Annotated in this window: 21 protein-coding genes; 15 read left to right on the top strand and 6 right to left on the bottom strand. The window is 61.4% G+C overall.

What is annotated here, in order from left to right:
* Positions 1-42: 42 nt before the first annotated feature.
* Together ABVQ20_RS15870 and ABVQ20_RS15865 are read left to right on the top strand one after the other, a co-directional pair.
* Complete coding sequence (locus tag ABVQ20_RS15870; protein WP_354460459.1) at positions 43-1,212, top strand: acetyl-CoA acetyltransferase; 1,170 nt, start codon at positions 43-45, stop codon at positions 1,210-1,212.
* Positions 1,209-2,798, top strand: coding sequence for an acyl-CoA synthetase (locus ABVQ20_RS15865; RefSeq protein ID WP_354460458.1), 1,590 nt, complete (start codon positions 1,209-1,211; stop codon positions 2,796-2,798). The genes ABVQ20_RS15870 and ABVQ20_RS15865 overlap by 4 nt, the downstream gene beginning before the upstream one ends.
* Before the next feature lie 40 nt (positions 2,799-2,838).
* On the opposite strand, the gene ABVQ20_RS15860 is transcribed toward ABVQ20_RS15865, so the two are convergent.
* Genes ABVQ20_RS15860 through ABVQ20_RS15845 form a run of 4 tightly spaced genes read right to left on the bottom strand, consistent with a single transcriptional unit; the run spans position 2,839 to position 8,391 of the window.
* Positions 2,839-4,875 carry a dipeptide ABC transporter ATP-binding protein gene (locus ABVQ20_RS15860; protein ID WP_354460457.1) on the bottom strand — a complete coding sequence of 679 codons (2,037 nt, stop codon included), beginning with the start codon at positions 4,873-4,875 and terminating at the stop codon, positions 2,839-2,841.
* Positions 4,872-5,732: an ABC transporter permease gene (locus ABVQ20_RS15855; protein ID WP_354460455.1), complete on the bottom strand. Its 861-nt coding sequence runs from the start codon at positions 5,730-5,732 to the stop codon at positions 4,872-4,874. Before ABVQ20_RS15855 ends, ABVQ20_RS15860 begins: the two co-directional genes overlap by 4 nt.
* Positions 5,729-6,742: an ABC transporter permease gene (locus tag ABVQ20_RS15850; RefSeq protein ID WP_354460454.1), complete on the bottom strand. Its 1,014-nt coding sequence runs from the start codon at positions 6,740-6,742 to the stop codon at positions 5,729-5,731. Before ABVQ20_RS15850 ends, ABVQ20_RS15855 begins: the two co-directional genes overlap by 4 nt.
* Before the next feature lie 2 nt (positions 6,743-6,744).
* Positions 6,745-8,391, bottom strand: a complete 1,647-nt coding sequence (locus ABVQ20_RS15845) for an ABC transporter substrate-binding protein (protein ID WP_354460453.1) — start codon at positions 8,389-8,391, stop codon at positions 6,745-6,747.
* A gap of 212 nt (positions 8,392-8,603) precedes the next feature.
* Here ABVQ20_RS15845 and ABVQ20_RS15840 point away from each other — a divergent pair, with 212 nt between their 5' ends.
* The 6 genes from ABVQ20_RS15840 to ABVQ20_RS15815 all read left to right on the top strand — a co-directional run bounded on the left by ABVQ20_RS15840 (position 8,604) and on the right by ABVQ20_RS15815 (position 14,313).
* Positions 8,604-9,521, top strand: coding sequence for an aminotransferase class IV (locus ABVQ20_RS15840; protein WP_354460452.1), 918 nt, complete (start codon positions 8,604-8,606; stop codon positions 9,519-9,521).
* Positions 9,522-9,528: 7 nt separating this feature from the next.
* On the top strand, positions 9,529-9,945 hold the full coding sequence (locus ABVQ20_RS15835; protein WP_354460451.1) for a RidA family protein: 417 nt from the start codon (positions 9,529-9,531) through the stop codon (positions 9,943-9,945).
* Positions 9,942-11,342, top strand: coding sequence for an aspartate aminotransferase family protein (locus tag ABVQ20_RS15830; RefSeq protein WP_354460450.1), 1,401 nt, complete (start codon positions 9,942-9,944; stop codon positions 11,340-11,342). The genes ABVQ20_RS15835 and ABVQ20_RS15830 overlap by 4 nt, the downstream gene beginning before the upstream one ends.
* A gap of 74 nt (positions 11,343-11,416) precedes the next feature.
* Positions 11,417-12,286, top strand: coding sequence for a MurR/RpiR family transcriptional regulator (locus ABVQ20_RS15825; RefSeq protein ID WP_354460449.1), 870 nt, complete (start codon positions 11,417-11,419; stop codon positions 12,284-12,286).
* Positions 12,287-12,335: 49 nt separating this feature from the next.
* Positions 12,336-13,421: a C45 family autoproteolytic acyltransferase/hydrolase gene (locus ABVQ20_RS15820; RefSeq protein ID WP_354460448.1), complete on the top strand. Its 1,086-nt coding sequence runs from the start codon at positions 12,336-12,338 to the stop codon at positions 13,419-13,421.
* A 64-nt stretch (positions 13,422-13,485) separates the two neighbouring features.
* Positions 13,486-14,313, top strand: coding sequence for a beta-keto acid cleavage family enzyme (locus ABVQ20_RS15815; RefSeq protein ID WP_354460447.1), 828 nt, complete (start codon positions 13,486-13,488; stop codon positions 14,311-14,313).
* 352 nt (positions 14,314-14,665) lie between these two features.
* Here ABVQ20_RS15815 and ABVQ20_RS15810 read toward each other — a convergent pair whose 3' ends face one another.
* Positions 14,666-15,307: a TetR/AcrR family transcriptional regulator gene (locus ABVQ20_RS15810; protein WP_354460446.1), complete on the bottom strand. Its 642-nt coding sequence runs from the start codon at positions 15,305-15,307 to the stop codon at positions 14,666-14,668.
* 423 nt (positions 15,308-15,730) lie between these two features.
* Between ABVQ20_RS15810 and ABVQ20_RS15805 the strand changes: the two genes are divergently transcribed.
* From ABVQ20_RS15805 to ABVQ20_RS15775, 7 genes are all read left to right on the top strand, one after another.
* Positions 15,731-16,840 (top strand): sugar ABC transporter substrate-binding protein, encoded by a 1,110-nt coding sequence (locus tag ABVQ20_RS15805; protein ID WP_354460445.1) that lies wholly within the window; start codon positions 15,731-15,733, stop codon positions 16,838-16,840.
* Between the two features lie 110 nt (positions 16,841-16,950).
* Positions 16,951-17,916 carry an ABC transporter permease gene (locus ABVQ20_RS15800; protein ID WP_354460444.1) on the top strand — a complete coding sequence of 322 codons (966 nt, stop codon included), beginning with the start codon at positions 16,951-16,953 and terminating at the stop codon, positions 17,914-17,916.
* 7 nt (positions 17,917-17,923) lie between these two features.
* The gene (locus tag ABVQ20_RS15795) at positions 17,924-19,429 is read left to right on the top strand and encodes a sugar ABC transporter ATP-binding protein (protein WP_354460443.1); all 1,506 of its coding nucleotides are present in this window, start codon (positions 17,924-17,926) and stop codon (positions 19,427-19,429) included.
* 14 nt (positions 19,430-19,443) lie between these two features.
* A complete protein-coding gene (locus tag ABVQ20_RS15790; protein ID WP_354460442.1) occupies positions 19,444-20,388 on the top strand; it encodes an ABC transporter permease in 945 nt (314 codons plus the stop codon).
* 19 nt (positions 20,389-20,407) lie between these two features.
* Entirely contained in the window at positions 20,408-21,424 is a 1,017-nt protein-coding gene (locus ABVQ20_RS15785) for a zinc-dependent alcohol dehydrogenase (RefSeq protein ID WP_354460441.1), read from the top strand.
* 35 nt (positions 21,425-21,459) lie between these two features.
* Complete coding sequence (locus tag ABVQ20_RS15780; RefSeq protein ID WP_354460440.1) at positions 21,460-22,959, top strand: aldehyde dehydrogenase family protein; 1,500 nt, start codon at positions 21,460-21,462, stop codon at positions 22,957-22,959.
* Positions 22,956-24,557: a GMC family oxidoreductase gene (locus ABVQ20_RS15775; RefSeq protein WP_435528419.1), complete on the top strand. Its 1,602-nt coding sequence runs from the start codon at positions 22,956-22,958 to the stop codon at positions 24,555-24,557. The genes ABVQ20_RS15780 and ABVQ20_RS15775 overlap by 4 nt, the downstream gene beginning before the upstream one ends.
* Positions 24,558-24,633: 76 nt before the next feature.
* Here the strand turns inward: ABVQ20_RS15775 and ABVQ20_RS15770 are convergent, their stop codons facing one another.
* The gene (locus ABVQ20_RS15770; RefSeq protein ID WP_354460437.1) at positions 24,634-25,452 is read right to left on the bottom strand and encodes an aldo/keto reductase; all 819 of its coding nucleotides are present in this window, start codon (positions 25,450-25,452) and stop codon (positions 24,634-24,636) included.
* Positions 25,453-25,629: the final 177 nt, after the last annotated feature.

Below are 25,629 nucleotides of genomic sequence, written 5' to 3'. Positions count from 1 at the left end.
GGCTGATTGGACGGCACCCTTAGAGCGCCGAAAGGAACAGTTATGGCCAAAGCGCAGATGATTGGTTGGGCTCACACCAGTTTCGGCAAGTCCGCCGCTCCCGACACCGAAACGTTGATGGCAGAGGTCGTTGGCCCGGCGCTCGACCACGCCGGCGTCGGACCGGCCGACGTCGATGGCATCTTCGTTGGCGTCTACAACAACGGCTTTTCGCGTCAGGATTTTCAGGCAGCACTGGTCGGCATGAGTCATCACGGGCTTGCCGCAACGCCTGCGGTGCGGTTCGAAAACGCCTGTGCGACGGGTTCCGCAGCTCTTTTCGGCGCCCTTGATTTCGTCGAGGCCGGTCGTGGACGGATCGCTCTGGTGATCGGCGCCGAAAAGATGACTGGCCTGCCTTCCAGCGAGGTCGGCGATGTCCTGATGTCTGGCTGCTATCGCAAGGAAGAGGCAGACGTGGAAGGTGGTTTTGCGGGCGTGTTCGGGCGCATCGCGCAGACCTATTTTCAGCGCCATGGCGACAGGTCCGAGGAACTGGCGATGATCGCCGCGAAGAACCATCGCAACGGCATCGCCAATCCGGTTGCGCATATGCGCAAAGATCTGGGTTTTGACTTCTGTAACACGGTATCGGAGCGCAACCCCTATGTCGCCGCCCCTCTTCGGCGAACCGATTGCTCCCTGGTGTCAGATGGGGCTGTAGCCATCGTCATAGCGGACGAGGGGACAGCAGCCCGCATGTCACGCGCGATCGCATTTCGCGCCAGAAGCCATGCCAATGACCTCATGGCGCTGAGCCGGCGCGATCCGATCGCCTTTGATGGTGCGAGGCGGGCTTGGGCAATGGCGCTCGATACCTCTATGTTGACCTTGGATGATCTCGACCTTGTCGAGACACACGACTGCTTCACCATCGCAGAGCTGATCGAATATGAGGCGATGGGCCTGGCCTTGCCAGGCCAAGCTTTTCGCATCGTGCGCGAGGGAATCGCTGAACGCTCGGGCCGGCTGCCGGTGAATCCATCTGGCGGCCTGAAGGCGAGAGGCCATCCGCTCGGCGCGACCGGCGTCTCGATGCATGTGATGGCAGCACAGCAACTGATGAGCGAGGCTGGCGGAATGCAGGTTTCGAATGCGAGCCTTGCCGGTGTCTTCAACATGGGTGGCGCTGCTGTCACCAACTACGTCTCGATCCTGGAGCGATCACGATGAACGGGGCGGCTGAGCATTCAATCGAATCTGCGTCCAGGCGCGTGATGAACCTGTCGCACTTCGTCACCCAGGCAGGTCGCCGATTTCCCGAAAGAATTGCATTTGTCTGGGGAGACAAGTGCTGGACATGGCGGGAGATTGATCGGCGGATCGATGCGATGTCATGCGCCCTTGCTGAAACTTACGGGGTAAAGAAAGGCGATCGCGTTCTGGTCCAGTCGCAAAACTGCAACCAGATGTTCGAGTCGATGTTCGCCTGCTTCCGCATCGGTGCGGTATGGGTTCCCACCAATTTCCGGCAGACACCGGAAGAAGTCGCTTACCAGGCAGAGGCAAGCGGCGCCGTGGGGATGATCTGCGGCAATATGTTTGCTCAGCACCAGAGCGCTTGCGCTGCCTCCAGCGCGCCTCTTCGCTTCTTCATATCCATCGGCGAATCCGCATTCGGTCCCGACTACGACACGATCGTTTCGCAGCATGACGGCAGGCCGGTCGAAACGGCAGCAGTTGAACGGGACGACCCCTGCTGGTTCCTGTTCACATCAGGCACGACAGGCCGGCCAAAGGCGGCAGCGCTTACGCATGGCCAGATGGCGTTCGTCATCACAAACCATCTTTGCGATCTCATGCCCGGGACTACCGAGGAGGACGCGTCACTCGTAGTCGCGCCGCTCTCTCATGGGGCCGGCGTTCACCAACTGACGCAAGTGGCGCGAGGCGCCAAGACGGTGCTGCTGGCGACAGATCGCTTCGACATCGACGCGGCTTGGGCTCTGATCGAAAAGTGGCGCATCACCAACGTCTTCACCGTCCCGACAATCCTCAAACTGCTCGTCGAGCATCCAGCTGTGGATCGGTATGACCACTCGTCGCTTCGCCACGTCATCTATGCCGGAGCCCCGATGTATCGCACGGACCAGGAGCACGCCCTGACGAAGCTCGGTCCTGTGCTGGTCCAATATTTCGGACTCGGCGAGGTGACAGGCAACATCACGGTTCTCCCGCCCAATCACCATCGACTGGGTGACGGTCCCGATGCGCGGATCGGCACTTGCGGCTTCGAGCGAACAGGGATGCAGGTCGCCATCAAGTCACCTGATGGCACGGAGCTCGCACCAGGCGAGACAGGAGAAATTTGCGTTATCGGCCCTGCCGTGTTTCCTGGATATTTCAACAATCCAGAAGCGAATTCGAAGGCATTTAGGGATGGCTGGTTTTGCACCGGTGACGTCGGGCACATGGATTCCGAAGGCTTTCTGTATATTACAGGTCGGGCATCGGACATGTATATTTCGGGTGGCTCGAACATCTACCCCCGTGAAATCGAGGAAAAAATACTTGCGCATCCCGGTATCAGCGAGGTGGCTGTGTTGGGCGTGCCCCATCCAGTATGGGGCGAAGTCGGGGTTGCCGTTTGTGTCGCCGCACCTGGCACCGACGCCGCAACACTAGATATCGATTCCTGGCTGATGGACAAAATTGCACGCTACAAGCTGCCTAAGCGGTATCTGTTCTGGAGCGAGCTGCCAAAGTCCGGTTATGGGAAGGTGGTCAAGCGCGTGATTAGAGAATTGTTAGCCAGATAAATTTTGTCGAAGACAACCAGTGTCGGCTGCTATCCGCTGCTTATGTGGATGACCATTGGGGCACTTCGGATGTTTGCCCTGGGCGCGGCAAACTCTTTGCAATCCCTGATGTAAGCGCTGGCTCGGCTTTTTGGAGGTGCAGCAATTCGTGCACAGGAATATGGCAATAAATTTGATGTCCGTCGGCAACGGTCTGATATGGCGGTGCCTGCGTCCAACAAATCTCTCCGATAGCGCGCCCACACCTTTGTGCGTAAGGGCATCCGCCAAGGCTGTTGGAGAGCCCATCGGTCGCCGCGTTTTTCATCTCTGCTGGGCGATGTGTGTCCGCCGACAGAAGTGCCTCCGTGTATGGGTGCAGCGGAAGCGAATAGACTTGGGCAGCGGAGCCGACTTCCATCGGTTTGCCCCGGAAAAGGACGACGATACGGTCGCTTATCTGCCGGACCAAGGGCAGGTCATGGCTGATGAACAGAATAGCCGTCCCGGTTCGCGCCCTGACGTCTTGCAGAAGTTCGATGATCGCCGCCTGGACCGACACGTCGAGCGCTGAGACGCATTCGTCGGCAAGCAGTAGGCGAGGTTGTGCCGCCAGCGCGCGGGCGATGGCGACACGCTGGCGTTGCCCTCCCGACAAGGCTTTTGGTTTGCGGCCGCCGAGGCTGGGCAATAGCGCCACCAGGCCAAGCAATTCGCGCACCCGCCCGGCCAGATCCGTGCGCCGGCTTGGTTCGGTCTCCAGTTTTCGAACCGCACGGCCCAGCGCCCAGCCGATCGTGTGGGTCGGGTTGAGTGTGGAGTCGGGGTTCTGAAACACCATCTGGACCTGCCGCAGCAAAAGCCTGCTGCGTTTGCGGACCGGCAATTTGGCAATATCGGTGTCGCCGATCAGGATCGTCCCAGAGGTCGCAACGTCAAATCCGGCAATGATCTTTGCCAGGGTTGATTTTCCCGATCCCGATTCGCCAACCAGTCCAAGGATTTCGCCCTGCCGAATTTCAAGGTCGATGTCGTCATTGGCGACGAAGTGATCTCCGCCTGAAGTCGGATAGCTTTTTCGAAGGCCTCGGATTGTGATGGCCGTCGGCCCGTCGATCGCTCTGACTTCTGGCGCGCCGATCTGGCTGGCAAAGATGGGTACGTCGCCAAGTCTTGCGCAACGCACCCGATGCGACTGGTTCAGCGCCATCGCCTCGAAAGGTGCATCACATGAACTGGCGAGATGGTGGCCGCAACGTGATGCGAACAGACAACCCGGACCGCGCTCGTGGGGCGAGGGCACGTGGCCGCGGATGGGCTGCAAGATGGTGCTCTGCCCGGGAAGGCATTTCACCAGCCCTTGCGTGTAGGGGTGTCGTGGGTTTTCGAACACACTGCCTGCAAGCGCTTCCTCGACCAGGTCGCCGGCATAGAGCACGCCGACCCGATCACAGGCCTTGGCCACCAGGTTGAGATTGTGGGATATGAACAGCAGGGAAGTGCCGAACCGCGCCCGCAGTTCCGCGATCAGCTTGATCACCGCTGCCTCGACAGTGACGTCGAGCCCGGAGGTCGGCTCGTCGAGCAGGATTAGGTCGGGCTGCGGCAGCAGCGCCATGGCAATCATCACCCGCTGCTGTTGGCCACCGGAAATCTGATGCGGATAGCGGGCCATGATGGCGCCGGGATTGTCGAAGCCGACGCGGGACAACATCTCGGCTGCGCGCTCGCTCCGCCCACGGACCGGAGCGCCGCCATGCTCCAGAGCTTCCACCAACTGGCGCCCGATGCGCATGGTTGGATTGAGGCTGGCGCCGGGATCCTGCTGGACAAAGCCGATGCGCCGTCCGCGCAAGGCACGAAGTTGCTCCCGGCTGGCGCTGAGCAGGTCCATGCCGTCATAGCGGATGCTGCCGCGCGCCGTGGCGATCTTGGGCAGATCTCCGATGATGACATTGGCTATGCTGCTCTTGCCGCTGCCGGATTCGCCAACCAGGCCAAAGCTTTCGCCGCGCCCGATGGTGAATGACAGGTCGCGCACGACCTGATCGGCTCCGTAAACGAGCGACAGGTTCTCGACCTGAAGAAGCGAGGTCATTGGTCTTCCTCCAGTCCGTCGGCGAGCATGCTGAAGCCGATCACCAGCGAGCACATGGCAAGGCCCGGGAACAGCGCCATGTAGGGGTAGACTGGGATCATGGTCACGTTCTCGGCCACCATGCTGCCCCAGTCGGGATCGGGCGGCGGCAGGCCAAGGCCGAGGAAGCCGAGCGTCCCGACTGTGACCACGGCAAGGCCTGCGCGCATGCACAGATCGGCAAGCAGCGGGCCGCGAGCATTGGGCAGGATTTCCAGAAAAAGCGTGAACAACACACTCTCGCCACGCATCTCGGCCGCCGCCACATAGCCGCGCGACCGCAAATCCAGGGTCAGGCCGCGCGTGATGCGGCCAATGCTAGGTGCCGAGGCAAGCGTGATCGCAATGACGATGTTGAGCACCGACGGGCCGATCGAGGTGATCAGGACGATGTAGAGGATGAGCGTCGGAAACGACAGGATGATATCGGACAGACCGGAAATCGCGCGGTCGACAATGCCACCAAAATAGCCGGAAACCAGCCCGATCGTCGTGCCGACACCAAATGCCGAAGCCGTCGCGATCGGCACCACCACCAATGTGGTGCGCGCGCCCCAAAGAATACGGGAAAGGATGTCACGGCCAAGCAGGTCAGTCCCCAGCCAATGCGCTGATGTCGGCCCGAGATCGGCGAGGGCCGCCATGTCCTGCGCATTGGGCGGATAGGGAGAAATCCATGGTGCCAACAAGGCAACGACGATCCAGAGCAGGATCAGCGAAATGCCGAAGCGGGCGCTCGTCGCTCTCGGCCAGAATTGCCGCCACAGGAGGTGGTTCGTCGACTTTAGCCGCGTCTGATGGTCGTGGGTGTCCATCATGTAAGTCGAACCCTTGGGTTGAGGGCCATATAGGAGATATCGGCCAGAAGCTGCGTGACCGCGGCCATCGCGAGGCTCATCAGCGTGATGGTCTGGACAAGCGCCAGGTCACCGAACAGTCCGGCTTGCAGCAGAAGTCTGCCAACGCCGGGATAGGCGAAGATCGACTCGCACACCACCACGCCGCCGACCAGCCAGTTCAACTGCAACAGGAGCACGGTCATTGGCGGAATCATGCCGTTACGGATGACGTGGCGCATGACGATCTGCCGCTTGGTCAGGCCCTTGAGCAGCGCGGTGCGCACGTAGGGCTTGGTCATCGTGTCAGCCATCGAGGCGCGGACGATACGCGCGACATAGCCGGCCGAAGCAAGCGTCAGCACGGCTACGGGAAGCACGAGTTGGCTGGCGACCGACCATTGCTCGCTGGCCAGCAAGGGGCTGGTCCCCGGTAGCCAGCTGAAATACGAGACAAAGATGGTGAGCAGGATGACGCCGGCCGCGTATTCGGGGATCGATGTGACGATCAGGCAGCCGAAGCTGAGCAGCCGGTCAAGCCGCGTTCCGGCATTCGCCCCGGCAACGATGCCGATGAACAGCGACAGCGGAATGATGAAGGCCATCGCCACCGCGCCCAGCAAGGCCGAATTGGCAAGAGGCTCCGCCAGCACATCGCGCACCGGTTGCTTGAACATCAGCGAATAGCCGAAATTGCCGAAATAGCGGTCGCCACGGCTGTCAGTGAGATCGAGCCCAAGCGCCGGGTCGCCCAGCGGATTCGCTTTCAAGCCGACAAGGACGGAAAGCCAGTTGAGATAGCGTCGCGGCAGGGGTTGCGACAGGCCGAGCTTCTGGTCGAGCAGTTCCACCTGGTTCGGCAAGGCGTACGGGCCAAGAATCTGGCGCGATACCGTTCCGGGGGAGAACTCGGTGACGACGAACAGCAGGAAGCTGGAAATGATCGCCGTCACCAGAAGCTGGCCCAGCCGGCGCAGGGCAAAGGCCAGCATGTCTAAGCTTTGAGCCAGAGATTTCTGGCGAAGATATACTGGCTGGGATGCATCGAGAAGCCACCAACGCTCTTGGCATAGAAGGTCGCCTGCTTTCGCCACGTGGCCTGGATCATCGGCCCGTCTTCCTGCAGGATCTTTTCGATCGGCTCCATGACCTTGCGTCGTTCCACGGGATCGGCAACGGATTCGGCCTGCGTCAGCAACCTGTCGAACTCCGGATTGTTGTAGCCGGATTCATTCCATGGTGCACCCGATCTGTAGGCGAGGCCGATATTCATGATACCCAGCGGCCGGTGCGCCCACGATGTCAGGCCGACCGGGATCTTCGTCCAGACATCGTAATAGGCCGAGGTCGGCATGACGTTGATGGTGGCGTTGACGCCGATCTGCTTCCACATCTCGACGATCGCCTGGACAACCAGCACATGGTAGGCTGGTGTCTTGGTGACGGCCACTTCGAACTGCAGCCCATCAGGGAAGCCTGCTTCGGCAAGCAGTTGCTTGGCACGGGCAATATCCTGGGGGAAGGCCGGCAGCTTGAAATATTCAGGGTGCACCGGCGCCACCATATGGTCCTCGCCGGCGCTGCCCATGTCGCCCAGCGCAAGCTTCGCGACCGCCACATTGTCGACACCGAGCTTCAGGGCCAGGCGCACCTTCGGATTGTCGAAGGGTTTGTGGTCGACCCGGAAGCGGAGCGCCGGGCCGTCGCCGGTCAGCACTTCGTAAAGCTGCAAATGCGGCTGGTTGCGCAGCAACGGCATCTGCTGCGGCTCCGCATTCAATATGCCCTGGATCTGGCCGGAAATCAGCGCCGCCGGCACGGCCGCGCGCTCGTCGCCATAGTCGACGAATTCGAGCTTGTCGAGATAGGGGCGCTGGCCCCAATAGGCCTTGTTGGGCTCATAGACGACATTGCGCCCGGGATTGAGTTCGACGACGCGGAACGGTCCGGTGCCGTTGATGCCGGCCCTGAACTTGGGGGAGGCTGTCGGATCGACCATGGCGAAGGAATAGTGGAACAGGTGCTCCGGCACGGCGATCTGCGCGACCTTGAGGTTCAGCTTGATCGTATGATCGTCGACCTTCTCGACGGCGTTGGCATCCCACAGCGAGTGCGTTGCCTTGCCGTCCGCACCCACGGTTTCGTTGAGCATGTAGCCCTTCATCAGGCCGAGCACCGATGAGCCGGTTTCGTCGGCGAGAAGGCGCTTGATGTTCCAGGCGACATCGTCGGCGGTGAAATCCCGACCGTCCTGCCACTTCACCCCCTTGCGCACGTTGAGGGTCCAGCTGCGCAGATCCTCGCTCGGCTTCCAGGATTCAAGCAGATAGGGTCGCGTGATGTTGTCAGCGCCTGTTTCCGTAAGATATTCAAGTGTTTGTCGCGTGGCATTGGAACTGTCGATGCTGGTCATGACAGCCGGGTCGGCCGACGAATTCTTGTTTTCGATGCGTATCGATCCGCCCGCCTTCGGCGTCTCCGCGGCGCGTGCCGGATGAATTTCTCCGGCCATCATCATCGCCGCTGATGCCGATATGCCCAACAGTGTGGCCGTGCGCAGGAATTCGCGGCGGTCGATCTTGTTATCAGCCAGCTGAGTGCGCAGGCGCGGAATATAGGGATGATCTTTTTCACCGGACACGGGGATCGTTCCTCTCATTGTTGTTCGAAACGTTGTTCGAGATTGCGCCAGCATGGCCTGGCCCAGCCGCGTCCCAGTTCCCGTTGGTCCGGCGGATCGAGCAACAATACAAACGCATTTCTTTTTGATCAAGAAAAAAAATATGTTTCTTTTTTGCGCAAACGGTTGTTAGTTCTCCCAGTCGATGAGGCGCCGAAAAAATGGAGGAGACGATGGCGGCCACGCAGCGCGTTGCCTATTTCAATGGTCGGTTCATGCCCGAACGCGAGGTCTGCGTTCCGTTCCGCGACCTCAGCTCGCTGCGCGGCTATGGCGCCTTCGACTTGACGCGCACCTTCCATGGACGCCCCTTCAGGCTGAAGGAGCACGTGCAGCGGCTCTACCGTTCGCTGAGATATCTCGACATCGATTGCGGGCTCGAGTTCGATCGGATGATGGCGTTGAGCGAAGAGACGCTCGACCGCAACCGCCATCTGCTGACCGAGCGCGAAGATTACTGGATCGGCCAGAGGATCAGCGCCGGCGTTCAGGCGATCGGCGACGAGGGATGGGAACACACCGGTCCCAACGTCATCATCGAATGCTGCCCGCTGCCCATCGCCAAGCGCGCGAAACTCTATCGCGACGGCATCAAGGTGGTGACGCCGGCAACGCCGCGGACTTCGGCCAAAGCACTCAGCCCGCGCGCCAAGATGAACCAGTATCTCAACATCATCCTGGCGGGCAACGACGTGAAGCGGGTCGATCCGCAGGCCTGGGCCTTGCTGCTGGATGAGAATGGCAACCTCGCGGAAGGCGAGGGCAACAACATCTTCCTCGTCTGCGACGGCGTATTGATGACCCCCCGGGCGCAAAACATCCTGCCGGGCATCAGCCGCGCGACGGTGATCGAGATTGCGCAAAACCTCGGCATCGAGGTGCGCGAAACCGACCTCGATCTCTATGACGCGGCGATAGCGGATGAAATGTTCATCGCCTCGACCAGCCTTTGCATCTGCCCAGTGACTTCGTTCAACGGCCGCAAGGTCGGAACCTCGCTGCCCGGGCTGGTCACGGCCCGTCTGACAGCCGCCTACGTCGATATGGTTGGCTGCGATTTCGTCCATCAACATCTGAGCTGGCTGGAATAGGACTGTCATGAAACGAATGATCACTGCCGAAGGTGTTTCGCCTCCGGGCGCGCCGTTCTCAAGCGCCATCGCCGTTGATGGCGGCACGTTGGTCCATACGTCCGGCTTCCTGGCGCGTGACCCGAAGAGCGGCGCCATCCTCCATCCAGGCGATGCCGAGCAGCAGACGCTGCATTGTTTCAACAGCATCGAAAAGGTGCTGCGGGCCGCTGGCGGCGCGCTACAGGACCTCGTCAAGATGACCGTCTTTCTGCGCAATGCTTCGGACTATGAGGCGATGAACCGGGCACGCCGGTCGAGGCTTGCCGGCATCGACTATGCCAGCTCGACGGTGATCGCCGGCCTGGTCGCCGCCGAGGCGCTTGTCGAGATTGAATGTGTCGCCGCGATCTCCGGCCATGCCGGCGGAGCGGCGGCGCCATGAGCGCGCCGAGCTCAATTCCGCGCCAGGGCGATCGGCCTTCGCCTGTCGCGATTGGCGAAAGTTCAGCGTTCCACCGCGACCTGCTGGCGCCGACAATCCGCGAAGCAGTCGCAGGCGACGGCGTCTACATTATCGACAGAAACGGCAACCGCTATCTCGATGGCAGCTCCGGCTCGGGTCCTTCGTGTCTCGGTCACAGCAACGCTGCGGTGCGCGCGGCAATGCACGCGCAGATCGATGCTATCGCCTATGCCCACACCGCCTTCTTCACCACCGCGCCGATGGAGGAATTGGCGGAAAACCTGTGCGCCGATGCACCCGACCAGCTGTCGCATGTCTGGTTCACCAACAGCGGTGCCGAAGCCGCCGATGCGGCGCTCAAGCTGACGCGGCAGTATTTTCTCGATATCGGGCAACCGGAACGGCATATCGTCATCGGTCGCCGCGCTGGGTACGTCGGCAGCACATTGGCGGGATTGGCAGCTGGTGGCAGCGCCATGCGCCGCGGCCCATTCTCACCGGTGCTCCCAACCAACACGGCGCATATCGGACCAGCCTATGCCTATCGCGGGTTGCTGGAAGGCGAGACGCTTGACGATTTCGCCTTGCGGACCGCCCGCGAATTGGAAGCAGTGATCGAAGAGGTAGGGCCATCGCGCGTCTCGGCATTCATCTGCGAGACTGTTGTTGGCGCCACCCTTGGCGCCGTGGAAGCTCCGTCAGGGTATTTCCGAGAAATCCGCCGCATCTGCGACCGCTACGGCATCTTGCTCATCCTTGATGAGGTGATGTGCGGCATGGGTCGGGTGGGCACCAGATATGCCTTCACGCAGGAAGGCGTTGCGCCCGATCTGGTGATGATCGGCAAGGCGCTGGCCGGCGGCTACGCGCCTCTCGGTGGCGTACTGGTCAGCAATGCCATCCATGATGCGATAAGGGACAAGACCGGCTTTTTCTGGCATGGCCACAGTTTTCACGGCCATACGCTCGCCTGCGCGGCGGCCCTTGCCGTGCAGCGCGAGATCGAGCGGCGCGATCTCTATTCCAATATCCGCAAATCGGGAGCGCTGTTGGACCAGTTGTTGCGCGAGCGTTTCGCCGAGCATCCCCATGTCGGCGACATCAGGGGGCGGGGCCTTATCCAAGGCATCGAGCTCGTGGCCGACCGTGCGACCAAGCGGAATTTTGACCCATCGCACCAGATACATACGAAGCTGAGCGAGCACGCGCTCGATCTTGGCCTGATCTGCTATGCCTCGAGCTCATCGTCGGAGAGCGGGGTTGGTGAGCACGTCCTGCTGATGCCGCCCTACATCGTCGAACCGCATCATATCGAGGAAATGGTCGATAAGCTCGGCCGCGCGGTGGACCGTGCCCTGCGCGCCGAAAGCGCGTAGCGTTGGCTCGACCCTAGCGCAGTCGGCAGGGCTGTTGATAGGTTGCCGGCGGCCCGAAATTTGATGAGTGGAAAATGAGCCTGGACGAAATCAACAGCAAGATCGACGCGACGTTCGAGACCTATCCGAAACAGCTTCGGATGGCCGCTCGCTATGTCCGCGAGAACCCGGAGAAGATTGCCATGCACTCGCTTCGGCAGGTCTCGGATCTGGCCAATGTCCATCCCTCCAGCCTGATGCGTCTGGTACGGGAACTCGGCTTCGAGCGCTACAACGAGTTCAGGGATCCCTTCAGGAGTTGGCTTGGCGACCAGGGGACGACCATGCGCGGGCGCGTCGAAGGCTTGCGCGCCAAAGGCAAGCTCGGCCGCATGAGCGAGGCCGTCGCGGAGGTTTTCGCGCGCGACATGTTGGATCTGGAGTCGACGGCAAGTCAGATCAGGATAGAGGACCTTGTTGCCGCCGCTGACATCATCATCGCGGCCAAGCGCGTTTTCATCGTCGGCTTCCGCAGCCTGTATTCGGCGGCCTACTTCCTCGACTACAATTGCAAGATGTTTTCCGCCAACACCGTGCTGGTCGATGGGCGGGGCGGAGCTCTTGGCGATGAGGTGCGCGACGCCGGTCCGCAGGATGCGGTCGTGGTGCTGTCGCATCGAAGCTATTCGCGCGACACCGTGCGCATTGCCCGCTTCGCCAGGAATGCCGGAGCCAAGGTCATTTCGATCGTCGACAGCTCGCTGGCACCTACCGTTGCCATCTCGGACGTCAGGCTGGTGCTTGCCGCCAGCCATTCGTCGCTGTTGTCTTCCGTGGTCTCCACTCTTGCGGTGGTGCAGGCCTTGATCACCGTCATCGTCAGCAAGATCGGCGACGATGTCTTCGAAATCATCAAACGGAATGAAGCGTTCTACCGAGCCTTCGATACCTTCGTCGAGGATTGAACGATCGCAATCCGTTCCAACTCCGCCGGCCGCATCGTCACGCGTCTTGGTGGAGCTTTCCACCAATAGCCGGACCCGGTCCGGCCTGAATCCGCGTTGGAGGAGCTCACGCATGTTCATGAAAAACCAAGGTCGCCTGGCCACCATCGAGGTGGGCGGCACGCACTACGACGTCGGTGTGCAACTCGGCCGGTTTGCCGCCGACCTTGTCCACACCTACACCGTACCGAGTGAAGTATGGGCCAAAGTGATGGCGCGGCGCCACGATTCGCGGGTGGAGCTCATGCGGCGCATGGTCGAGATCCGCTTCCCGACTTACTGGCAAGAGATGCGGGGAATGGCGGACGGACTTGGTCTGCCGTTCGACGATATGGTGTTGTGGCACTTTCGCGGCGACGTTTGGGAGATGCCACCCGAAGGGTGCACGACTGTGCAGATTCCCGGCAGCGAACCGATCGTCGCGCACAATGAGGATGGTGACGCGGCACAGATCAGCCGCTGCGCCATCGCGCGGGTGCGGCCTCTCGGCAGCAAGGCGTTCACCTCCTTCATCTACCCCGGCACGATCCCCGGGCATGCCTTCGCTGTCACCGAAGCGGGCCTCGTCGCGACGATCAATCACATCGGCGCGCTCGATGTCGGCGTTGGTCTGCCACGCACTCTGCTTGGGCGCGCTTTGCTCGATTGCGATACGCTCGACGAAGCGGTGCGGCTGCTCAAAACATCGGAGCGTTCCGGCGCCTATCACGTCACACTGGGGCAGAGCGGCGATTCCCGGCTCTTTGGTGTCGAATTCACCCATTCAAACTGCTCGGTGCGCAGAATCGAGCACACGCAATGCCACTCCAACCACCTCATACATCAGGGCATATCGGATGAGCGCCAGGAAATCTCCGCTTCGTCGCGCGCCAGGCTGAAACGCGCAAATGAACTGGTCGCGCAAGATGACGATGTCGATCCGTTGACCGTGCTGTGGGACAAGAGCGACCCCGTGCTGCCAGTCTATCGCGAACGACTGGATGACAGCGCGCAAACCCTGGCCGCCGCCGTTTTCCACATAGGCGACAAGTCGGTCGAATGGAGCGTGTACGACCGCGCCGACGAGCCGCCATGTTTTTCGACGCAAGGGATTTGATCGCAACCCAAGATGGTGAGTTGCCCGCCTTGGCTGCAAGCGCCTTCGATATCCTGAGGTTTGAATGACGCCGAGTCGCCCGATCTCGATCGCCGTTGCCCCCAATGGCGGCAGGAAAACGCAGGCCGATCACCCGGCGCTGCCGATGACGGCGGCGGAGCTTGCCCGCGTCGGCAGCCTGTGTCTCGAGGCAGGGGCCAGCATGATCCATGTCCACGTTCGCGATCGGGAGGGTCGGCATCTGCTCGATGCCGAGGCCTATCGTGATGCACTGGCCTCGATAAGGCGATCGGTCGGCGAAAGGCTTGTCGTCCAGATCACCAGCGAGTCGCTGGGCATCTACAGTCCGGCCGAGCAGATGCAGGTTATCAGGCAGGTTCGGCCGGAATCGGTCTCGCTCGCCTTGCGCGAACTCTTGCCGGATGCGCACGGCGAGACCGGCCTCAGCGCTTTCCTGCAATGGTTGCGCAAGGAGAATGTTGCGCCGCAGTTCATTCTGTACTCGCCGGAGGAAGCCATTCATCTGGCCGCCCTGAAAGCGCGCGGGGTGATCCCCTTCGAACAGCTTTCCGTCCTTTACGTGCTGGGGCGATATACGGTGGGCCAAGCATCCGACCCTATGGACCTGCTGCCATTCCTCGATGATGCTGTGCCACGTTTCTCGTATTGGACGACATGTGCGTTCGGCCCCAAGGAGGCCGCATGTGTGTTGGCCGGTGCGTTGCTCGGCGGAAACATCCGCGTCGGCTTCGAGAACAATTTGTTGCTGCCCGACGGCCGCGTGGCGCGCGGCAATGAGGAATTGGTCGGAGTGGCAAAAGACTGCATTGTTCGGCTGGGCTATCGGCCGGCGACAGCCGATGAACTTCGGGCCAACTGGCGATTGGGATAGCAGGCTGATGGTCGCGCACAATGGCACGGCGAACCCGCTCGCTCAGTTTGGTGAGGTGATCACTTTCGGCCTCTGCCTCCGTGAGTAGCTCGCCAATGGCGTTCATTTCGAGAATTCTTGGCTGACCGCGAATGGCGCGTAGCCTCAATGGACCGCAAGCCGACACCCTCGACACTGGATGGTCACCTCGGAACGAGCGCTTGCTGTCGGCGGACTTTGTCTCCCGTTGGATGCGTTCGTTGACATCGCTATTGTGGGTGGAGGCGCAACAGGCGTCTCAAAGGCGGAAATGATGCGATCGTCTTGGGTGTGGTGATCGGTGGCTTGGTGCTCTCCGCCCCCGCAAAAACCGCTACTTGCAGACAAGGCGCATGATGGTGTCGATATTGAACTGCAGCCTTGTATCCAGGGCTTCCCGCGACATCAGATCACGCTCGTAGATGATGGAGCCCGTGAAGCGATTGGTGAGGTAGTAGTAGCCTATGGCGGCGATCGTGATGTTCAACTGAACCGGATCGACGCCGTCCCGGAACAAGCCTTGCTTGGCGCCGCGCTCCAGAAGCGTGCCGACCATCGTGACCAGACGCCGGCTGATGTCCTGAACCACCTTGGACTTCTTGAGATGACGCGCCTTGTGCAGATTCTCGCTGTTCACCATGGTGAGGAATTCCGGATTGTCGAGATAGTATTTCCAGGTGAAGCGCACCAGCTTCTCAAGCGCCTCCCTGGGATCGAGGTGATCGAGTTCCAGCTTCTGCTCGGCCGTTCTGATATCGACATAGGCGTCTTCGAGCACGCGCTGGAACAGGCTCTCCTTGCTGTCGAAATAATGGTAGATCATGCGTTTGTTGGCTTTTGCGCGCTCGGCTATGTCGTCCACTCTGGCGCCGCCCAAACCCTTCTTGGCGAATTCCTGCTTGGCGGCCGCAAGTATGCGCTTCTGGGTTGCCTCCGCATCGCGAATTCTTGGCTTCCTTGTCTTCGCCGGCAACATCTTTTTTCCTAACTGGTCCATTTCGAATCCGACATTTGACCATCGATATGGCGCACTAACTGGATTGTGACCAGAGCGGCCAGCGAATTGTCAAAACGCACTCCGCGGCGGCCAGGAGCCAGCCCATAGCAGCGGCCAGGTTCACGGCGAACGTCGGCAATCTGGTGCATTTTGCGAAGGCTTCCTGTTCGCGCCTGCCTGTGAAGCTAAAGGCCAGTTTCCAACTAACCCAATAGTTACATAGAGGCACCTCGCAGCGCAATCGGGCGGGTCGCCAATGCCTAGAGGAGCGCCGTCAACGCGGCCGGAGACCTGTTGACAAGTTAGCTCTAAAAAAGTAACTAGATAGTGCGTAAAGGTTCAACTGGGTGCGCGTCTTGGGAGGATGCTCGCTCGAATTCGGATCAGCTGGGAGAGAGAAGAATGTCGTTCATCAAGAAATTCATCGAGCAGGAAACCATCAATCGCCGTAACCTGCTTCTCGCTTCGGCCTACGGGCTTGGCGGCGCTGCCGCGCTGCGCACCCTGGGTGCGACACCGGCGCGCGCGACAACCGCAAACCCGACGATCGCCTGGAGTTACCGCGACCGTACCAACCCGTACTGGAACTACATCGTGTCGGGCGGCGAGGCCTTTGTCGAAAGCCTTGGCAAGCCGAAGAGCGCGCTCGTCAACCTCATCAACGAAGGATCAAGCGAGAAGTCGCTCGCCGACGTGAAGGCGCTTCTGGGCAAGGAGGGCAGCAATCTGGCCCTTGCGATCGATGCGAACGATGCGCCCAACTGTCGTCCGGTCGTTGAAGCCGTAGCCGCCGCCGGTGCCTATGTCTCCACCATCTGGAACAAGACGGACGACCTGCATCCGTGGGATTTCGGCGACAACTACGTGTCGCATATGACCTGGTCGGACGAAGGCCCCGCCGAGAAGACCGCCCGCATCCTTTTTGATGCCATGGGCGGCAAGGGCGGCGTCGTCCATCTCGGCGGCATCGCGTCCAACAATCCGGCGATCGAGCGCCTCAACGGCCTGAAGAACGCGCTGAAGGACTATCCGAATATTCAGCTGCTCGACGCACAGCCCGCCGACTGGGACACGCAGAAGGCAAACCAGATCATGGCGAGCTTCCTGACCCGCTACGGTGACAACATCAAGGGCGTGCATTGCGCCAACGACACGATCGCCTACGGCGTCATAGAGGCGCTGCGTGCCGAAGGCATCGAGGGCATGCCGATCGTTTCCTATGACGGCAACCAGCAGGCCGTCGAACTTGTGGCCAAGGGCGAGATCCTGGCGACCGTCTTCACCAATCCCCATTGGGGCGGCGGCATCACCGCGGCACTTGCCTATTATGCGGCGACAGGTGTGTTCAAGCCTTCGGCCGAGCCCAAGGAACACCGCGAATTCTACGGCCCGACCATCCTCATCACGCCTAAGGATGCGGCGGAGTTCAAGGCCAAATACCTCGACAGCACCCCGAAATACGACTGGAAGGACTTCTGGGGTCCGGGCAACGGTCAGATCAAGTACAAATAATCGGCCTGCTGGCGGACGCGCACCGACGGCGGTGCGCGTCCGATCCGGCGGCCTGCGATTTGCTTGCGACGGCGACCCGCTTCGCCGTCCCTTGCCCGCGGGAGAAGTGCGTGGACAATTTCTTGACCAGGGACAATCTGCAGAAATGGGCGCCGCTTCTGGTGCTGTTCGCGCTCGTCCTGTTTTTCTCGGTTGCCAATCCGAATTTCCTTTCCATGCGCAATTTCGCGCGCATTTCCATCCTGTCGACGCCGTCGCTGATGATCGGCATCGGTGTCACCTTCATCATCCTCATGGGATCGATCGACCTCTCCATGGAAGGGGCCGTCGCAGTCTGTGCTGTGTTGTTCGCCACCATGTTCACGGCATTGGGAGGCAGCCTGGCAGGATGGGGATGGCTGGCGGTCGTCGGCGCGCTGTTCGTCGGCGCCCTGTTCGGCCTGATCAACGGGCTGGTGCATGTCGGGCTGAAAATACCGTCCTTCATGGCGAGCCTGTCGATGGGCTTCGTCGGCATCGGCCTGTCCCTGCTGATCACCGGCGGCGACCGGATTCGTGTCGAGGATCCGCTCTTCCGCTCGCTGCTTACCTATCGGCTGGGTGGCTTTCCGCTGATGGTCTACGTCGCGCTGGCGGCGCTGCTCATTGCCGGCTTTATCCAGGGGCGCACGAAGATCGGGCGGAATTTCTATGCCGTCGGCGGTGGCGAGGACCTCGCCCATGCATCCGGCCTGAACGTGGCCAGGGTGCGCGTCATCGGCTTCGCCATCGCCGGCGTCTTCTACGCCCTCGGCGCCATGCTGGCGGTGGCGCAGATCGGCATTGCCGAGACGGTTACCGGACGCAACCTCATGTTCGTCTCCATCACATCCGTGGTCGTGGGCGGCACTGCGCTCTGGGGAGGCGCCGGCGGCGTGTGGAACACACTCGTCGGTGTCCTCATCGTCAATGTCATCGGCAACGGCATGGTGGTCATGGGATTGCCAAGCTACGTCCAGGACGGTGTGCTCGGCCTGCTGGTCATCATCGCGGTCTATCTGTCGACCGACCGTCGCTCTCTGTCTTTCGTGAAGTGACGCGCCAATGTTCGAGCTTCAGAAAGTCGAGAAGAAATTCCCCGGCGTGCACGCGCTGAAAGGCATCGACTTCACCATCAAGCGTGGTGAGATCGTCGGCCTTGTCGGGGAGAACGGCGCCGGCAAGTCGACGTTGATGAAAGTCATCTATGGCGCCTATCAGCATGATGGCGGGCAGGTCCTCGTGGATGGACGGGCGGTGCGCTTCCACAACCCGCGCCAGGCCATGGATATGGGCGTCGGCATGGTGTTCCAGGAACAGTCGCTGATCCCGAACCTGACCGTCATGGAGAACATCTTCCTCGGATTCGAGCAGCAGTTCGTGCGCCTGGGCGTCGTCAACTGGAAGAAGATGGCGGCGGCTGCGCGCCAGCAGCTCGACAAGGTCAAGCTTTCGATCGACCCGGCGATGGTCACCTCGAAACTGTCCTTCGCGCAGCGCCAGCTGGTGGAGCTCGCCAAGGTGTTGACGCTGGAAGAACGTGTACAGGGCGACCTCGTCATCCTGCTGGATGAGCCGACTTCGGTGCTGGCCAAGGAGGAAATCGACCTTCTGTTCAGCCTTGTCAGGGACCTGCGCAAGCGCGCCTCCTTCATCTTCGTTTCGCATCGGCTGGACGAGGTCATCGAACTCTCCGACCGCATTTACGTGATGAAGGACGGTTCCGTGGTCGACGTCGTCGACGGCAAGGACGCCGATGTCGCGTCGATCCAGCACAAGATGGTCGGGCGCAACATCAGCAAGGAATATTACCGCGAGGAGAAGCAGAAGCCCTTCGATGCCGCAAAGCCTCTGCTCGAAGTCGACGGGATCAGCCTTGCGGGTCGCTACAAGGACATCTCGCTCAAGCTGCATGCAGGCGAGGTTCTCTGCCTGGTCGGCGTCGAAGGCTCGGGGCGCGAGGCGATCCTGCGCACCATCTTCGGCCTGCAGAAACCGCATCTCGGCCACGTCACCCTCAAGGGCCGGCGCGTCGAGACCTTCAGTGCCGCGCACGGGGTAGAGTGCGGCGTCGGCTACGTACCGCGTGAACGCAAGGTCGAGGGCATGGTCGGTGGCATGACCGTCTATGAGAACATGACGCTCTCGCAGATGCGCAACTATTCGAATGCGGGCGTGCTGGAGATTGGCAGGGAAAAGGAGCTGGCCCGCGACTGGATCAAGCGGCTTTCGATCAAGGCGTCCTCTGAGAACGTCGATTGCGCCAATCTCTCCGGCGGCAACCAGCAGAAGGTGGTGCTCGCCAAATGGCGCAGCGGCGGCTCCGACATCATCCTCCTCGATCATCCGACTCGCGGCCTGGATATCGGCGCCAAGGAGGACGTCTACGACATGGTGCGCGACATGTGCGGCGCCGGCGTCGGCATCATCCTGGTCGCCGATACGCTCGAGGAGGCAATCGGCCTCAGCCACACCATTGCCGTCATCAGGGATGGCGAGATCCGCAAATGGTACGACTGTCCGCCGGGCCGAAAGCCGTCCCTCTACGATCTCATCCACTACATGACATGACCCAGGAGCGCGCAATGTCATTTGGTCGGCTCAAGCGACACTTCCCGTGGATCACGCTGGTGGTGCTGGTGCTTATCGTCGGCGTCGTTCACCCGAGTTTCCTGCGGCCGCAAAACCTGATCGAGCTCGCCGGAGACATCGTGCCGCTGTTCATCATGGCGCTGGGCATGACGCTCGTCATCTACATCGGCGGCATCGATCTATCGGCCCAGTCAGTGGCGAACATGACCACCGTGCTTGCAACCATATCGCTACCGATGTTCGGCGTATTCAGTGGGCTGCTCGTCATCCTGGCGGGATTGGTTTTCGGTGCCCTGTCCGGCTTCGTGACGACACGGCTCAAGGTGCCATCCTTCATCGCCACGCTCGCGGTGGGAGGCCTGGCGCTGTCGGTCGGGCAATATGCCTCCAGTCAGCGCGCGCTTTACATGGATGCCGGTGAACGCGACCGCGCCTTCGGCTGGATGGTCGGCAGTGGATGGAGCGGCGTGCCGCATGAGTTGATCCTGGCCCTGGTTCTGGTCTTGCTTGCCTGGTTCCTGCAGAATCGCACCACGACGGGACGCGCCCTGAAGGCGATCGGTGCCGGCGAGCCTGCCGCCGTCGCCTCCGGCCTCAAGGTCGAGCGCTACAAGATCCTGGCCTTCGCCTTCTCCGGCATGCTTGCCGCGATTGCCGGGCTGCTTTTCTCCGTCAAGCTGTCCGGTGGCTCGCCGACGCTTGCCGAAGGTTTTCTGCTTCCGGCCATCGTCGCCGTCCTGGTCGGCGGTACGCCGCTGACGGGCGGTGTCGGCGGTGTGCTGAACACTCTGGTCGGTGTGCTGATCGTGGCGGTGGTGCGCGCCAGCATGCTGTATTTCGGCGTGCCGGCGACAAGCCAGCAGATCGTCTTCGGCATCGTGCTGATCGCCGCAATCGCGCTGACGATTGACCGTTCCAAGATGCGTATCGTGAAATAGCCCAGCCATGGAAACGATGATGGCGGCGGTCCTGGTCTCGCCGCGACGCTTCGAGGTCAGGGAACTGCCTGTCCCTGGCTGTGGACCCGATGAGGTCCTCATCAGGGTCGATCGCTGCGGAATCTGCGGCACCGACATCCACATGTTCAACGGCCACTATGCCATGGAAAGGCTACCCATCGTCCCCGGCCACGAGTTCACCGGCACGATCAGCCGGGTGGGGGACAGGGCTGGCCGGTTTGCCCTCGGGCAGAGGGTGGTGGCCGATATCAATATCGGCTGCGGCGCATGCTACTATTGCCGCAGGAACGAGGTGCTCAATTGCGCGGAGGTGCGCCAGGTCGGCATCTCTCGTGACGGCGCATTCGCGGAATATGTCGCCATTCCAGACAGGCTGGTCATTCCGGCACCTGCTGATGCGGCGCCGGCGACGCTGGCGCTGACCGAACCGATCGCTTGCGTCGTACGCGCGGCGCGCAAGGCAAAAGTGCGCTTTGGCCAGTCCGTCGTGGTTCTCGGCGCCGGTCCGATCGGCAATCTTCACATCCAGATGATGCGGCTGGTCGGGGCCGCCCCCATCATTGTGGTCGAGCTTTCCGGGGAGCGTGCGCGGCTCGCCATGCAGGCAGGCGCCGACGCGGTTGTGAGCGATCCCTCGCAGGTCAAGGACACCGTGCTCAAGATGACTGGCGGGCGCGGTGCCGACATCGTCATTGAAAGCGTCGGCCTGCCGCAGCTCTATGCCCAGGCCTTTGACCTGATCCGGCCCGGCGGCCATGTCGCGGCATTCGGCATCACCGGTCCCGGGGACAGCATTCCGCTGGCGCTGCTCGACACCGTGCTCAAGGAAAATTCGGTGAAGGGATCGGTCGCGGGCATGGGAGAGGACATGCATGATGCGCTGACCCTTTTGCTGCATGGCCGGTTCGACGTCGCCCCCTTTGTGAACACCACCTACCAACTCGCGGCGATCCAGGAGGCGTTCGAGACGCTGAAGGATCGACCGGGTGCTCTCAAGACGCAGATTGCAATCTGATCGGAGCCGGGATTCAACGGGCCCAGGAGAAGACTATGGACCATCAACCTGCCAACCTTCTGCTGCCGTCCAGTCCAAGGACGTTCGGTTTCTTCATCAACGGCAAGGTCGTCGAAGCCGGATCGCGTCCTTATTTCGAGCGGCGGAGCCCGGGACATGGCGTTGCGGTGACACGCATTCCGAAATGCACCAAGGATGATCTCGACCTTGCGGTGGCCGCGGCGCGGCGCGCGTTCGAGGATGGGCGCTGGTCGCGCATTCCCTCGGTCGAACGGGCGAGCGTGCTGCTGCGGGCCGCACAGATCATCCGCCGGCGTGCCGAAGAGATCGCGCTTTGGGAAACGCTGGAGAACGGCAAGCCGATCAGCCAGGCCCGCGCCGAGGTCGACGGTTGCGCCGGCATCTTCGAATACGCGGCTGGTGCTGCCCGCGCCCTGCATGGCGACGCTTTCAACAATCTCGGCGACCGCCTGTTCGGACTGGTGACGCGCGAGCCGATCGGGGTCGTCGGTCTCATCACGCCTTGGAATTTTCCCTTCCTCATCCTGTGCGAGCGCGTGCCGTTCATTCTTGCCGCCGGTTGCACGATCGTCGCCAAGCCGTCCGAAGTGACCTCGGCGACGACGCTGATCCTTGCCGAAGTGCTGACGGAAGCCGGGCTGCCGGCCGGCTGCTACAATGTGGTGACCGGATCGGGCAGCACGATCGGCCAAGCGATGACGGAGCATATGGACATCGACATGCTGTCCTTCACCGGCTCGACCTCCGTGGGCCGGCGCTGTGTCCAGGCGGCCACCGGCAACTTCAAGAAGCTTGGCCTGGAACTCGGTGGCAAGAACCCGCAGATCGTCTTTGCCGACGCCGATCTGGAAGACGCCGCCGACGGCGTCGCCTTCGGCATCGGCTTCAACACCGGCCAATGCTGCGTCAGCGGCAGCCGGTTGATCGTCGAACGTTCGGTGGCCCGCGCATTCGAGGAAATGGTCGCGGCGAAGTTCGCGAAGATAGAGGTCGGCGATCCGCTTGATCCGGGCACACAGGTCGGCGCCATCACCACGGCCGCGCAGAACGACACCATCATGTCCTATATTGAGAAGGGCAGGGCGGAGGGCGCCAGGCTGGTCTGCGGCGGCGATCAGCTCGACTTCGGCCGTGGCCAATACATCGCGCCGACCCTGTTCGGCGACGTGACCGGCGACATGTCGATCGCGCGCGACGAGATTTTTGGTCCGGTACTCAGCATCATGCCGTTCGACACGGTCGAAGAGGCGATCGCCATCGCCAACGACACAGTCTATGGGCTGGCGGCCAGCGTGTGGACCAAGAACATCGACAAGGCGCTGACCGTGACGCGACGCGTGCGCGCCGGACGCTTCTGGGTCAACACCACGCTTGCCGGCGGACCGGAACTGCCGCTGGGCGGCTTCAAGCAATCGGGATGGGGGCGAGAAGCCGGGATCTACGGTGTCGAGGAATACACCCAGATCAAGTCCGTCCATATCGAACTCGGGAAGCGAGAGCCTTGGGTATCGTGACAAGCGAACGCGGATACGACTTCGTCATCGTTGGCGGCGGCTCGGCGGGCTGCGTGCTCGCAGCGCGTCTGTCGGAAAATGCCGATGCGCGCGTGCTTCTGCTCGAAGCCGGGGGCCGCGACACCAACCCTTACATCCACATGCCGGTAGGCTTCGCCAAGATGACCTCCGGTCCCTTGACCTGGGGGTTGAAGACCGCGCCGCAGAAACATGCCAACCAGCGCGAGATCCCTTATGCGCAGGCCAAGGTGATCGGTGGCGGTTCGTCCATCAACGCAGAGGTCTATACGCGCGGACATCCCGCCGACTACGACCGCTGGGCGCGTGATGAGGGCGCCGACGCCTGGTCGTTCGCCGATGTGCAACCCTATTTCCTGCGCTCGGAAGGCAACACCACATTTTCTGGCAAGATGCACGGCACCGATGGTCCGCTCGGTGTTTCGAATATCCCCGATCCGCAACCGACGACGCGAGCCTTCGTGCAGGCATGCCAGGAATTCGGCATGCCCTACAATCCCGATTTCAACGGCACGGTGCAGGAAGGTGCCGGCGTCTATCAGACAACCACCAAGGATGCACGGCGCTGTTCCGCGGCTGTCGGCTATCTCCGGCCGGCCGAGAGCCGCCCCAACCTGACGGTCGAGACCGGATGCCTGGTCGACCGCATCCTCTTCGAGGGCGTTCGAGCCATCGGCGTGGCGTACCGACGTGCCGGCGAGGCGCGCATTGCGCGTGCCGACAGCGAGGTGCTGGTCACCGCTGGCGCGATCGGTTCGCCAAAGATCATGATGCTGTCGGGTGTCGGGCCGGCGGCGCATCTCAAACAGCACGGCATCGAAATCGTCCACGACCTGCCCGGCGTCGGCGAGAACCTCACCGACCATTACGGTGTCGATATCGTCGCCGAGCTGAAAGGCCCGACCAGCCTCGACAAGTACAACAAGCTTCACTGGATGCTCTGGGCAGGTCTGCAGTACAAGCTGTTCAAGAGCGGTCCGGTGACGTCGAACGTCGTCGAAGGCGGTGCGTTCTGGTATGGCGACCGATCGTCCGCCATTCCAGACCTGCAGTTTCATTTCCTGGCCGGTGCCGGCGCCGAGGACGGTGTTCCGAGCGTCCCTTCGGGCTCAGGCATCACGCTCAATTCCTACACGCTTCGGCCGAAAAGCCGCGGCACCGTCCGGTTGCGTTCGGCCGACCCCGCCGACAAGCCGATCATCGATCCGAATTTTCTAGCCGATCCCGCCGATCTGAAAATCTCGGCGGAAGGGGTGCGCATCAGCCGCGAGATTTTCCAGCAGGCTTCGCTGCAAAAGTACATCAAGCGGCTGCATTTGCCTGATGACAACGTCAGGACGCAGAAGGACTATGAGGACTATGCGCGCCGTTATGGCCGCACCTCCTATCATCCGACCTGCACCTGCAAGATGGGCGTCGATACCATGGCGGTGGTGGATCCGAAACTTCGCGTGCGGGGACTGGAAAACATCCGCATCTGCGATTCGTCCGCCATGCCCAGCCTGATCGGTTCGAATACCAATGCCGCAACGATCATGATCGGCGAAAAGGCATCTGACCTCATTCGCGGCAACAGGTAACCGTAATTCTCTCGAAAAAGCGGCAGCAGTGCGGGCTGCCGCTTTTTCGTCTACGTTCCGAAGCTCGGAGGCCCTGTCAATCCCAGTCGGGAGCCCACGGCACCAGGTCGGAGCCGATGATGCGCTTGTTCGTGTGGGTGAGCGCGTCGATGCGCGCCATGTCGATGCTGGACAGCGTGAAATCCATGATGTCGAAATTCGCCCGGATATTCTCGGGCTTGGTCGACATGGTGTTCACCGAAACCCCTTTCTGCAGGATCCAGCGCAGCACCACCTGGCCGGCGGATTTGCCATAGGCTTTGCCGATTTCGGCGAACTGCGGATATTTGAAGACTTCGCCGCGGGCAACGGAGGTGAAGGACGATAGCGGAATGCCGGTCGCGTTAGCCGCCCCAAGCAGGATGTCCTGGTTGAGAAGCGGATGGAACTCGACCTGGTTGGCAACGATCGGGCCATCAAGGATGCTGCGCGCTTCGCGCATCATGCTGGCGGTGAAATTCGACAGGCCGATGTGGCGTGCCAAGCCCTTGTCCTGCGCGCTCTGAAGCAGCCTCAGGGGTGACGCAATGTCGCCGTCAAGTGGCGGCCAGTGCAGGAGCAGCGCGTCGACATAATCCAGCCGCAGATCCTTCAAGCTCTTTTCGACGGAGGCCAGGAAGAGCGCTTCAGCGTAGTTGTCGGGGTGGACTTTTGTGGTGATGCAAAGATCCTGGCGCGGCACATGGGCCTGGGCAAGGCCTTCTCCGACCTCGGCTTCGTTTCCGTACATCTGCGCGGTGTCGAACGCCCGATAGCCGACGTCAAGCGCAATGGCGATCGCAGCCATGCAGGCGTCATGGCGTAACGGGAACGTGCCGAAAGCCCTCTGGTGCGTCTTCTGGAAAAAGATGTTCATGGCTTGCCTCCCCACCGTTGCCGGGTTGCCTGTTATAAATAACTGAATAGTTACTTCTATCATCCGTCGCGCCGTTGGCAAGACCGCCGGGTGTTGATTTTGCGGCGATTTGGCGGAGGGCGTCGCCGCCACCGCAGATCGGCCTTGACCAAATCCGATGACATGATAATAACTAAA

The sequence above is a fragment of the Mesorhizobium shangrilense genome (assembly GCF_040537815.1).
In the GTDB taxonomy this organism is placed as follows: Bacteria; Pseudomonadota; Alphaproteobacteria; order Rhizobiales; family Rhizobiaceae; genus Mesorhizobium; species Mesorhizobium shangrilense.
Note: the sequence above shows the minus strand (reverse complement) of the source record. Positions and strands in the feature narration are given on the sequence as shown.